Below are 11,608 nucleotides of genomic sequence, written 5' to 3' on the forward strand. Positions count from 1 at the left end.
CTACACGACGCTCTTCCGATCTGCTGGCGGCTGGTGACCGAGCTCGGCGCAGCAGACAAGGCACGCGACGCCTGCGATGCGGCGGTACTCGCCAATCCCCTCAACTGGGCCGTGTGGGACAGTCACGGCGCTATGAACCTTGCCCTGGGGGAGAACGGCAAGGCATGGCAGTCATACGAATTGGCGGTTCGGCTGGACGAGAAGGCAGCCAGTGCACTTTATGGTCGGGGTCTGGCGTGGGAGCGATATGGCAATCCCGAAAAGGCGCGGGAAGACAAGGCTGCGGCGCTGGCGATCGACCCGGATGTCGCGAAGGATTACGAGGGATACGGTATCTGACCGGATTGGCCGGCCAATTGCAGCTGCCTTCCCGGTTTGCCAACACGACCACCGCTCAGGATCCAGGCCCCGCCGACACCGAAAAAATCACGTGCTCGCCATGAACCGGAGAAGCGCTGGTTCCGAGCGTAAACCGGACCCACAAAAAAGGCCGCCGCGTCGCGAGACGCAGCGGCCTTTGTTTCATGCAATCGCGCGATGCGCGAAGGCTTATTCGCCCTTGGCTTCGACCTCGTCCGAGCTCGTTTCCGGCTCGGTCGCTTCGATCAGCGATTCTGTGGTCGACTGGTCTTCCGGGGTCGCCACACCTTCTTCCAGCAGCTCGGCGGGGATTTCACCCGGTTCGAGCGTCGGGTCGATCTTGTTCGCGGCGGCCGCTTCCTCGATTTCCTTCTGCTCGTCTTCGAACAGCTGGGCGAGGACGTCGACACCCTGCGACTGCAGCTCGGCTTCGTCGTCCGAACGGGCGACGTTGGCCTTCACCGTCACGTGCACCTCGGGGTGCAGGGCAACGGTCACATCGTGCATGCCGATCGACTTGATCGGGCCGCCCATGATGATCTGCTTCTTGTCGATGTCGTGGCCCTGTTCGGCCAGGCCCGCAGCGATATCGCGCACGTTGACCGAACCGTACAGCTGGCCCGCGTTCGACGAGGCGCGGATCAGGACGATCTCTGCACCGTCGACCTTCGAACCGGCCTTTTCGGCTTCGCCGCGACGTTCCGCGTTTTCCTTTTCAAGGCGTTCGCGGTTGGCTTCGAAGACCTTCTTGTTCGCGGCGTTGGCGCGCAGCGCCTTCTTCTGCGGCAGCAGGAAGTTGCGGGCGTAACCGTCTTTCACGGAAACGACGTCGCCGATGCTGCCCAGGTTGCCGATACGTTCGAGGAGGATGATATCCATGGTGTCTGCTCCTCTTACTTCACGACGTAGGGAAGAAGGCCGATGTGGCGGGCACGCTTGATCGCCTTGGCGAGTTCACGCTGCTTCTTCGCGCTCACGGCGGTGATGCGGCTGGGTACGATCTTGCCACGTTCGGACATGAAGCCCTGCAGCAGGCGCACGTCCTTGTAGTCGATGACCGGTGCATTCTTGCCCGAGAAGGGGCAGGTTTTGCGGCGGCGGAAAAACGGGCGGGCCATCAGTCGTCTCCACGATCCGAGCGCTCGCGGCGCTTCTTGCTGTCACGTTCGTTCTTGCGCATCATCGCCGAGGGGCCTTCCTCGTGCTCGTCCACGCGGATGGTCATGTAGCGGATGATGTCTTCGTTGATGCGGATCTGGCGCTCCAGCTCGGCAACCATGCTGCCGGGGCCTTCCACGTTCAGCATCACGAAGTGTGCCTTGCGGTTGCGGTCGATCTTGTAGGCGAGGTTCTTCAGCCCCCAGGTCTCCGTCTTGGTGACCTTGCCTTCGTTCGATTCGATGATTTCGGTAGCTTGCGCTGCCAGAGCGTCGACTTGCGACTGGCTCAAATCCTGGCGCGCAAGGAACACGTGCTCGTAAAGAGCCATGCCTTGTCCTTTCACGTTGCTGCCGATCGCTGGCTTGTCCGCACCGAATGCGCGGGGCCCCTCCGGCTTTCTTGTTTCCGGTTGTGGCTCACACCGCGCGCGGAAGCGGGCCACATAGCGGGATCGCCGGGGAATGCAAGGGGATTAGAGGCGCGGATCGCCGTCGGAGAGGTCTAGGCCGCACTTGGGGCAGGTCTTCCTCGGCCACATCCATGGCCAGCGAGACCACTCGTAATACCGAAAAATTGGGTGACCGCAGTCGGGGCATTTGAAACGATCATATAACCAGTAAAGTGGCGGCAATGCGATCCAAACAAGGAATAGCGAATACCCACCGAACGGGAAGCGCCCGATAAGAAAGAAAGTCGCGAGGATATATGCGATCGCCGCGATCGCGAAGACCAAGGCGGACACATACACCTTCACTCCAACCGCTCCAGCACTTCTATATTAGGGGTTATCGCCATCAGGAGCCCTGTGCAGCCGACTGGTCGAGTGCGTCGAGATCGGCCTTCAATATCACGCAGTCCTGTTGCGGTTGCCCTCGCATCCCCAGTGTCGTCCCATCGAAATCGATCATGCGCTGCTCGCTGGTCAACCGGGCTGCGACCTGGTCCAGCACGCGGCAACTGACGCCACCGAAATAGGTCTGCGTGCGCGGACTATCGACCACCGCCTGGTAGGCTGCCGAGTACCGCACATGCGCGTCCCTGAAATCCTCCGGCAGCTCGACAAAGCCTTGCGCGGTGCAGCCGTCCCAGTCGACCTGCCCGTCAACCGCCGGCCTGCCATAGGCGCACATCACCGCCTCGATGGCTTGCGGGTCCGTGCCCGCACTGAACAGCGCATCGATATCATCCTGGGAGAGTGCATCTGCGATCTGGCGATGGGCATACTCGGTGATCTGGAGCGAGTAGGGTGCGTAACCCCTACGGATCAGCGTATCCGATTCCTCTACGGTAAAGCCCGCATCGGCAATGGCATCGAGTGGTCCATCGGGTGCCATGACCATATCGGTAACGGTCCGCTGGGAGAGCTGCTCGAGCATGCGGGCCAGCGAGCTGTCGGACACTGCGCGTTCGAAATGCTGGGTCTTCTGCCAGTTCTCCAGCGGTTCCTGCGCGGTGCAGCCGGTCGCGCAGAGCATCGCGATCCCCGATACAAGCAAGATAACCGAATTGCGCATTTTTACTCCTAGACCGTCCGAATTCTGGAAGCTTGAGCGATCAGGGCAGCATTGTCGATGGCGAGGCCATGACAATTGCGGTTAGGGATTTCGCTTAGCCCAACCGCCCCAGCACATCGCGGGCAAACACGCTCAGCGTATCGTCGCGCGCGCCCATGATTGCGATGCGGTCGCCGGGCTTGGCGTTCGCCACCAGCCAGTCGCCGCAACCTTCGCGTGTGTTCATGCAGAGTGCTTTCCCGCCATGCTTCGCGATCAGGTCGACGATCCGCTCACTGCCCTCGCTACGATCGACTGTACCGCCGAAATAGACCGGGTCGCACAGCAGGGTCACATCCTTCGGGCCGAGTTCGCGGGCGAAGGTTTCGGCCAGCTCGGCGCCCATTTGCTTCAACGGCCCGTAGCCATGCGGCTGGAAGAACGCGAGCACGCGGCCCGGGTGCGCCTTCAGCGTGCGCAGCGTCGCTGCCGCCTTCTCCGGGTTGTGTCCGAAATCGTCGATCACGGTGACGCCTGAGGACGAAGTGCCGACGATATCGAACCGGCGTGCGAGCCCGGCAAACTCGCCCAGCGCCGCAACCCCATCGGCTACCGGCACGCCCGCCGCATTCGACCCGGCAATCGCGGCGAGCGCATTTGAGAGGTTGTGCCGCCCCGGCAGGTTAAGCGTCAGTGCGTGGTGCGAATCGTCGCGCTTGTCGTGGACCATGGCGGCCTGCCGCGTCGGCCCCTCGGCAATCGAGCCCTCGACGATGCCGAGCGCGGCGCAGGTATTCGTCACCCCGAAGGTCAGCGGTGCATTGGCCTGCGCGACCAGCCGGAAAGCCTCCTCGTCATCCGCATTCACCACGCCGCGTTCCGACGCCGCAAGGAAGTCTCCAAACAGCTGGCGCAACTCGTCCATGCTTTTGTGGTCGAGGCTGACGTTCAGCAGGATGCCGACCGCAGGCGTATATTGCGCGATCGATCCGTCGCTTTCGTCCACTTCGGACACATAGAGGTCCGCATCGCCGACCACCGCGCTGGCGAAGGGGCGGTCGTCGGACACGAAGTTCTTCATCACCGCGCCGTTCATGATCGTCGGCTGCTTCCCTGCATGATGCAGGATCCAGCCGAGCATGCCGGTGACGGTCGATTTGCCGCTGGTGCCCGCCACCGCGACGCCTGTCTCTGCCGCGTTAAAGAGTGCTGCGTTGAGGTCCGCGCGGGTCAGGCGGGGCACGCCCAGCTCCTTCGCGCGGACGACTTCGGGCACGGTGTCCTCAACGGCCGCGCTCGCCACCAGCACCTGTTCGGCGCGGTCGATCCCGCTGCCATCCTGCGGGAAGAGCCGGAAGCCCTGCCGCTCCAGCGCGGCGAATTTTTCGGGCGTGCGGCCCTGGTCGAAGCTGCGATCCGATCCGGCAACTTTCGCTCCGCGCCCCTTCAGGATCGCGGCAAGCGGCTGCATCCCCGATCCGCCGATCCCGCAAAAGAACCATGGGCGGGCGGTGAGATTGGCGGTGGGATCAGGAAGTTCACTCATAGGACACGCGAGTTACGCAGGCAGTGGCGCTTTGTGAAGCGGCTGAGTACACTCGCGGCATGACACGCATCGCCATCTGTGCCCCCGCGACCGCGATCACACCCGATCATGCCGAGGCGATCGAGCGCCTTGTCGCGGACGAATTCCCCGAACACAGCGTGTGGGTCCACCCCCAGTGCTTCGAGACTTATGGGCATTTCGCCGGTGACGACCTCACCCGGCTGACTGCGCTGCTCGATTGCGCGAACGATCCGCAATACGACGCGGTGTGGTTCGCCAAGGGCGGCTACGGGTCGAACCGGATCGCGCAGGCAGCAATTGCCCGGATGAACGATGCTGCGCGGCAGAAGACCTATGTGGGCTTCTCGGACATGGGATACATGCTCGCCGCGCTCTATCGCGCCGGGATCGGCCAGCCGGTGCATGGCTCGATGCCGGTCAGCGCGAGAAGCGAGCGCGGGCGCGAGGCGGTGCGCCGCGTGCTGCGTTGGTTTTCCGGCGATGGCAGCGGACTGGAGCCCAGCCTCGACGGAAAGACGCCCACGGTTGCGTTCAACCTCATCACCCTGGCGATGTTGGTCGATACTCCGCTTCTCCCCGATCTTTCCGGTCATGTCGTGATGGTGGAGGAGGTGAGCGAGCATCTCTACGCCGTGGATCGGCTGTTCTTCAGCCTTTCCAATACCTTGCCGCGGGTTGCGGGCCTGCGACTTGGCGCGGTGAACAACGTGCCGGAGAATGATCGCGAGTTCGGCCAGACGGCGGAAGAAATCGCGCAGTTCTGGTGCGCGCGCGCCGGAATTCCCTATCTCGGTCGCGCCGAGATCGGGCACACGGCCAGCAACCGGATCGTCCCCTTCGGCCTTGCCAGTCCTGCTCGCGGTTCCTAGGCCGCGGGCCGACAAGGAGAAATTATGCGAGCTTTCATCTTCCCCGGGCAGGGGAGCCAGAAGGTCGGCATGGGTGCCGATCTCGCCGAAGCCAGCGCCGCTGCGCGCGAGACTTTCCAGGAAGTCGACGATGCGCTGAACCAGAAGCTTTCCGCGCTGATGCGCGACGGGCCGGATGCCGAACTGACACTCACGTCTAACGCGCAGCCCGCGATCATGGCCAACGCCATCGCCACCCTTCGCGTGCTGGAAAAGGACTTCGGCGTGAAGCTGAAGGATGCCGCCAGCTGCGTCGCAGGCCACTCGCTTGGCGAATATACCGCGTTGTGTGCGGTCAATGCTTTCGCGCTGGGCGACACGGCCAAGCTGCTACGCCTGCGTGGGATCGCGATGCAGGATGCCGTGCCCATCGGCGTCGGCGGCATGGCGGCGCTGCTTGGCTCCGATATCGAAACCGCACAAAAGCTGGCCGATGCGGCGGCGCAGGGGCAGGTGTGCGAGATCGCGAACGACAATGATCCGTCGCAAGTCGTGCTCTCCGGTCACCTCGAAGCGATCGACCGGGCGATAGACATGGCCAAGGATCATGGCGTAAAACGCGCGGTGAAGATCCAGGTGTCCGCGCCGTTTCATTGTTCGCTGATGCAGCCGGCCGCGCAGCGCATGAAGCTGGCACTCGAAAATACGCCGCCTTCCGCGATGGACCTGCCGCTCTATGCCAATGTCACGGCAGCCAAGGTGGCCGACTCCGACGAAGAGAAGGGCTTGCTGGTCGACCAGATTACCGGCCGCGTGCGCTGGCGAGAGAGCGTGCTGGCCATGCGCGAGGACGGGGTGGAGCATTTCGTCGAACTGGGCGGTAAGGTGCTGGGCCCGATGGTCGGCCGCACCGACAAGGAAGCGAAGGTGGCGAGCTGCATCACGATGGAAGACCTGGAAGCGCTGGCCAAAGATATCGGCTGATGTGGGACGAGCGCTATGCCGCGGATGTCCCGGCCTATGGCGAGGAGCCGAACGGCTTCCTCGTGGAAGCGGCAGCGCGCCTTAAGCCGGGCAAGGTCCTCTGCCTCGCAGAAGGGCAGGGGCGCAACGCGGTATGGCTGGCAGGCCAGGGCTTCACGGTCACCGCGATGGATCAGTCGCCGGTCGGGCTGGGTTATGCCCGCGAGCTTGCTGCAAGGCGTGGGGTAGAACTCGAAACGCAAGTTGGCGATCTGGCCGACTACGATCTGAGCGAGGCGCAGTGGGACAATATCGTTTCGATCTTCGGCCATCTGCCGCCAGAATTACGCCGATCGGTCCATCAGCGCGTCGTTCGCGCGCTCAAGCCAGGCGGGATGTTCCTGCTCGAAGCCTATCGGCCTGCACAACTGGAAGCGGACGGCGTCGGCGGCCCGCCCGATGCCGCAATGATGCTCGATCTGCAGATCATTGCGCAGGAGCTACCAGAGCTTGAACCGGTCATCGCCCGCAAGGTATCGCGCGAGGTCGACGAGGGCGTTTATCACCACGGACTGAGCGAGACCGTGCAATATGTCGGGCGCAAGCCGGAATTAGAGAGAGGCAAGAAAACCGATGTTTTCACTTGAAGGAAAAACGGCACTGGTGACGGGCGCAAGCGGCGGCATCGGTTCGTCGATTGCGAAGGCGCTGGCAGCGCAGGGTGCTCGCCTCGCCCTGTCGGGCTCGAACGGCGACAAGCTGCGTGCCTTTCGCGACCAGCTCAACGACGAATACGCGCATGATAGCGGCGCGCATGTCGAGATTACGTGCGACCTGTCGAACCCCGAAAGCGTCGAGGAACTGGTGCCCGCCACGATCGACACGCTGGGCCGGATCGACATCCTGGTGAACAATGCGGGCATCACGCGCGACAATCTGGCGATGCGGATGAAGGACGAGGAGTGGGATCAGGTGATCCGCATTAACCTCGAAGCCGCATTCCGTCTGATGCGTGCCGCCGCGCGGCCGATGATGAAGGCACGGGGCGGGCGGATCATCTCCATCACCAGCGTGGTCGGTGCGACCGGCAACCCGGGCCAGATGAACTATTGCGCGGCCAAGGCCGGGCTGACGGGCATGTCCAAGAGCCTTGCGCAGGAACTCGCGAGCCGGGGCATCACCGTCAATTGCGTGGCACCCGGCTTCATCCGCACCGCGATGACCGACGCGCTGGACGACAAGCAGAAAGAAGCGATTAATGGCCGCATTCCGGCAGGCCGGATGGGCGAGGGCGAAGAGATCGGCGCTGCCGTGGCCTATCTCGCCAGCGACGAGGCGGCGTATGTCACGGGCCAAACCTTGCACGTGAATGGTGGGATGGCGATGCTGAGCTGATTCGACGTTTCGGGGGGTAGAACAATGCGATTCGGATTTCTCGCAGCTGCGGCAATCGCAGTGGCATCCTGTCCGACGGTTGCTGCTGCGCAGGCGGCATCGGGTGTCACCATCGATCAGTTGGCCGCCACGCTTGAAGCCCAAGGGCTAGAGGCAAAGCGCGACACCAATAATGATGGCGAGGTTTTCTTCACCACGCAGATGACCGCCACCGATGGCGCGCAGTATGGGGTAGTGATCGCACCGCGCGAATGCACCGGGTCGACGCCGCGCTGTTCAATCGTCACCCTGTATGCGAATTTCAGCTGGAACGGGGAACCTGACGCGGCCACGCTGGCCAAGCTCATCAATTACAACGACCGCCACTTCCGCGGCCGTGCCTATGCGTTTGGCGACAGCGTGGGCGTCGACCATCAGGTGCTCCTCGGGGATGGGGCCGGGGAAAGCTACCTCGCGGCACGCATCAGGGAATTCCCGCAGATACTGGCCGACTTCGTCGTGCAGATGAGGAATTGACCTCTTCGTGTTCGCCCGTCCTCCCCACGCAGGCCCGCGTAGTGCCCGGGCGGATGCGGCAAGACGGGACGGACTGGCGATGTCGGGCTAGCTTCGGCCATCTAAACTCCTTATCCCCAGCAATCCGGGCAGACTCGTGCTTGTCGCTTGCCCCCAAGTGCAGGCGCGATAAGGAAACCGGGTAAGATTTTCTCGCGCGAGGGCAGGCCCAAAGGGGGAGCCTTGCCGTTTCCACCGCGCACACGAGACGAGAGAAGGACCGATGAAGGCCACCATCGAACGCGCCACGCTGCTCCGCTGCCTGTCCCACGTGCAGTCGGTGGTGGAACGCCGCAACACCATCCCGATCCTCAGCAATGTGCTGATCGACGCCGACGAGGGTGGCGGGGTGAAGGTGATGGCGACCGACCTCGACCTGCAGGTTGTCGAGACCATGACCGCAGCGAATGTCGAAAGCGGCGGGGCGATCACAGTTTCCGCGCACCTGCTGTTCGATATTGCCCGCAAGCTGCCCGATGGCAGCCAGGTCAGCCTGGAAACCGCCGACAACCGGATGACGGTGAAGGCCGGTCGCAGCCGCTTCCAGCTGCCGACGCTGCCGAAGGACGATTTCCCGGTGATCGTCGAAGGCGAATTGCCGACCAGTTTCGAACTGCCCGCGCGCGAGCTAGCCGAACTGATCGACCGCACCCGTTTCGCGATCAGCACCGAGGAAACGCGGTATTACCTCAACGGCATCTTCCTGCACGTGTCGGACGAATCGCGCCCCGTGCTGAAAGCTGCTGCGACCGATGGCCACCGGCTGGCGCGCTACACGATCGACCGGCCCGAAGGCGCAGCGGGCATGCCCGATGTCATCGTGCCGCGAAAAGCCGTTGCCGAGCTGCGCAAGCTGCTGGAAGAGGCGCTTGATTCGAATGTCCAGATCGACCTGTCGGCTAGCAAGATCCGCTTCGCGCTGGGTGGCGAGGGCGGCGTGGTGCTGACCAGCAAGCTGATCGATGGGACTTTCCCCGATTACAGCCGCGTGATTCCTACGGGCAACGACAAGCTGCTCAAGCTCGATCCGAAAAGCTTCTACGAGGGCGTCGACCGTGTGGCGACCATCGCCACGGAGAAGACCCGCGCGGTGAAGATGGGCCTCGACGCAGACAAGGTGACACTGTCGGTGACCAGCCCGGACAACGGCACTGCGGCGGAAGAGATCGCGGCCGAATACAAGTCCGACGGGTTCGAGATCGGCTTCAACGCCAACTACCTGAAGGACATTCTCAGCCAGATCGATTCGGACATGGTTGAGCTGCACCTTGCCGATGCAGGGGCGCCCACGCTGATCCGCAAGGACGAGAACAGCCCGGCACTTTATGTCCTGATGCCGATGCGAGTGTGATATCGGCGCGGGCATGATGCTCGCTCGAATCGCTACCCTAGCAGTCGCCACGCTTGCGCTGGCGCACCAGCCTCTCGCCGCTCAACCCAAAGCTCCCGCGTGGTCGCTCGACACGCGCGGCGATCTGTCCGCCTTCCTCGATTGCATGGAGGCGGAGAAGCACACGATCATTTCCGCGCATCGCGGCGGCCCGACGCCCGGCTTGCCGGAAAATGCGATCGAAACGATGGATGCGCTGCTCCACGCCGCTCCCGCGATCATGGAGGTGGATGTCGCGCAAAGCAGCGATGGCGTGCTGTTCCTGTTGCACGACGACACGCTCGACCGGACCACGACGGGCACGGGCGAAGCTGCGGCGCAAGCATGGAAAGAACTCGAAGCGCTTCATCTGCGCGACCCGGCTGGCTGGACCACACCCTATCGCATTCCCACGCTCGATGCGGCTCTGGAGTGGGCGAAGGGCCGCACCATGCTGCAGATCGATTTCAAGCGTTCGGCTTCCTACGAGAAGACTGTCGCGGCCATCCGCGAAGCCGACATGGCGCACAGCGTGATTCTCATTGCCTATTCGCTCGACGGCGCGCGTCAACTGCACGCGCTGGCGCCGGAAATGATGATTTCGCTATCGATGGACAGCTTGGCTTCGCTGGAAGAGGCGGTCTCGGCCGGCATTCCGTCCGACCGGCTGGTCGCATTCACCGGCATACGCATGCCCCGCCCGGAACTCTACGCCGCGCTCGACGAGGCCGATGTCGAGGTCATTTTCGGCACGCTCGGCGGCAGGGATTCGATCGACAGCCTGATCGCCGATTTTGGGATGGAAGAGCGTTACGTCGAACTGGGCGCAGCGGGGGTCGATATCATCGCTACCGATCGCCCGCGCGAGGCTGCCGTGGCCTTGGCGCGGGCCGAGCGCCTGCCCGAGGATGGTACCTGCGGATTTACCCGGAGATCGCGCTAGCGCGTCTGCTCATCCAGGAAATCGCGCAGCAAGCGGATCGACTGGTCGGGGTGCGTCATCAGGAACAGGTGGCCTGCCCCCTCGAACACTTCCAGCTTTGCGCCCGGGATGACGCTCGCCAGCAGCTTGCCATTCGAGAGCGGCACGATGGGATCGTTCTCGCCCATCATGACCAGCACCGGCTTGTCGAGAAACGGCAGTGCCGGGAGCGATGTCCACCCGGCGATGGCCATCAGCTGATAGAAATAGCCGGTGCTGCTGGGCGGGGTGATGTTGCCAATGGAATTGCGCGCGCGCTTGCTTTCGTCGGCATTGTCCATCGCGGTCAAATATTCGCGCAGCAGCATCTCGTTGATCGCCGAATAGGGATCGGCCATCTGCGCCAGCATCTTGGGGTCGCCCGGGATCATCAGCATGCCGGGCGAGGTGGCCGCCAGCACCACGCGGCGGACATGGCCGGAATGCTGCAGGGCGAAGTGCTGCGCCATCGTGCCGCCCCAGCTCATCCCCATCACATCGACCTCTTCGAGCCCGAACCTTTCGAGCAGGGCAAGCGCGGTCCAGCTCATGGTGAAAGGATTATAGGGCAACACCGGGTCCGGGGATTCTCCAGTCCCCGGCATGTCGAACATGATGAACCCGCGCTCGGTCAGCGCTTCTGCGAGCGGGGCAACCGCCTCTATATTCGCGCCGATACCGTTAAAGAACAGCAGCGGCGGGTGCTCGGACGGCTCATCGAGTCGCCAGCGCGCTACGCGTAATTCGATCCCGTCGACATTTTCGAACGAAACCTCCGCGCTCAACGGTCCGCCGGGCTCGCCGCTACGAGGCTGGGCCACCCGATCTTCTCGCATTGCGCTGCCGAACAGGCCCCAGCCGGGCATGCGCAGGTCGAGATCGCCGAACCGGATCACTTGGCTTTGCTCCTGAAACTCATGGCTTTTCTGAAAAGCT

14 protein-coding genes are annotated in these 11,608 nt (G+C 63.2%); 8 read left to right on the forward strand and 6 right to left on the reverse strand.

Annotation, left to right across the window (positions count from 1 at the left end; translation table 11 throughout):
* The coding region (locus ACEQXE_RS12715) for a hypothetical protein (RefSeq protein WP_372524240.1) at nucleotides 1-339 on the forward strand (339 nt) is incomplete at its 5' end.
* Between the two features lie 210 nt (nucleotides 340-549).
* Here ACEQXE_RS12715 and rplI read toward each other — a convergent pair.
* From rplI to ACEQXE_RS12740, 5 genes are all read right to left on the reverse strand, one after another.
* Entirely contained in the window at nucleotides 550-1,239 is a 690-nt protein-coding gene (rplI, locus tag ACEQXE_RS12720) for a 50S ribosomal protein L9 (RefSeq protein ID WP_370179838.1), read from the reverse strand.
* Between the two features lie 14 nt (nucleotides 1,240-1,253).
* The gene (gene rpsR / locus ACEQXE_RS12725; protein ID WP_010240048.1) at nucleotides 1,254-1,478 is read right to left on the reverse strand and encodes a 30S ribosomal protein S18; all 225 of its coding nucleotides are present in this window, start codon (nucleotides 1,476-1,478) and stop codon (nucleotides 1,254-1,256) included.
* Nucleotides 1,478-1,849 carry a 30S ribosomal protein S6 gene (gene rpsF / locus ACEQXE_RS12730; protein WP_370179840.1) on the reverse strand — a complete coding sequence of 124 codons (372 nt, stop codon included), beginning with the start codon at nucleotides 1,847-1,849 and terminating at the stop codon, nucleotides 1,478-1,480. The genes rpsR and rpsF overlap by 1 nt, the downstream gene beginning before the upstream one ends.
* Nucleotides 1,850-2,315: 466 nt before the next feature.
* The gene (locus ACEQXE_RS12735; RefSeq protein WP_370179842.1) at nucleotides 2,316-3,035 is read right to left on the reverse strand and encodes a hypothetical protein; all 720 of its coding nucleotides are present in this window, start codon (nucleotides 3,033-3,035) and stop codon (nucleotides 2,316-2,318) included.
* Nucleotides 3,036-3,129: 94 nt separating this feature from the next.
* A complete protein-coding gene (locus ACEQXE_RS12740) occupies nucleotides 3,130-4,560 on the reverse strand; it encodes a glutamate ligase domain-containing protein (protein ID WP_370179844.1) in 1,431 nt (476 codons plus the stop codon).
* 59 nt (nucleotides 4,561-4,619) lie between these two features.
* On the opposite strand from ACEQXE_RS12740, the gene ACEQXE_RS12745 reads away from it, so the two are divergent.
* From ACEQXE_RS12745 to ACEQXE_RS12775, 7 genes are all read left to right on the forward strand, one after another.
* A complete protein-coding gene (locus ACEQXE_RS12745) occupies nucleotides 4,620-5,450 on the forward strand; it encodes an LD-carboxypeptidase (RefSeq protein WP_370179846.1) in 831 nt (276 codons plus the stop codon).
* A gap of 24 nt (nucleotides 5,451-5,474) precedes the next feature.
* The gene (fabD, locus tag ACEQXE_RS12750) at nucleotides 5,475-6,413 is read left to right on the forward strand and encodes an ACP S-malonyltransferase (RefSeq protein WP_370179848.1); all 939 of its coding nucleotides are present in this window, start codon (nucleotides 5,475-5,477) and stop codon (nucleotides 6,411-6,413) included.
* Nucleotides 6,413-7,039 carry a cyclopropane-fatty-acyl-phospholipid synthase family protein gene (locus ACEQXE_RS12755; RefSeq protein WP_370179850.1) on the forward strand — a complete coding sequence of 209 codons (627 nt, stop codon included), beginning with the start codon at nucleotides 6,413-6,415 and terminating at the stop codon, nucleotides 7,037-7,039. The genes fabD and ACEQXE_RS12755 overlap by 1 nt, the downstream gene beginning before the upstream one ends.
* Nucleotides 7,026-7,787, forward strand: coding sequence for a 3-oxoacyl-[acyl-carrier-protein] reductase (gene fabG / locus ACEQXE_RS12760; protein ID WP_370179852.1), 762 nt, complete (start codon nucleotides 7,026-7,028; stop codon nucleotides 7,785-7,787). Before ACEQXE_RS12755 ends, fabG begins: the two co-directional genes overlap by 14 nt.
* A gap of 24 nt (nucleotides 7,788-7,811) precedes the next feature.
* Nucleotides 7,812-8,303: a YbjN domain-containing protein gene (locus tag ACEQXE_RS12765; RefSeq protein ID WP_370179854.1), complete on the forward strand. Its 492-nt coding sequence runs from the start codon at nucleotides 7,812-7,814 to the stop codon at nucleotides 8,301-8,303.
* Nucleotides 8,304-8,565: 262 nt separating this feature from the next.
* Nucleotides 8,566-9,693 carry a DNA polymerase III subunit beta gene (gene dnaN / locus ACEQXE_RS12770; RefSeq protein ID WP_370179855.1) on the forward strand — a complete coding sequence of 376 codons (1,128 nt, stop codon included), beginning with the start codon at nucleotides 8,566-8,568 and terminating at the stop codon, nucleotides 9,691-9,693.
* 13 nt (nucleotides 9,694-9,706) lie between these two features.
* A complete protein-coding gene (locus ACEQXE_RS12775; protein WP_370179857.1) occupies nucleotides 9,707-10,654 on the forward strand; it encodes a glycerophosphodiester phosphodiesterase family protein in 948 nt (315 codons plus the stop codon).
* On the opposite strand, the gene ACEQXE_RS12780 is transcribed toward ACEQXE_RS12775, so the two are convergent.
* Nucleotides 10,651-11,568, reverse strand: coding sequence for an alpha/beta fold hydrolase (locus ACEQXE_RS12780; RefSeq protein WP_370179859.1), 918 nt, complete (start codon nucleotides 11,566-11,568; stop codon nucleotides 10,651-10,653). The genes ACEQXE_RS12775 and ACEQXE_RS12780 overlap by 4 nt on opposite strands.
* Nucleotides 11,569-11,608: the final 40 nt, after the last annotated feature.

The organism is Alteriqipengyuania sp. (assembly GCF_964222115.1).
GTDB lineage: Bacteria > Pseudomonadota > Alphaproteobacteria > Sphingomonadales > Sphingomonadaceae > Alteriqipengyuania.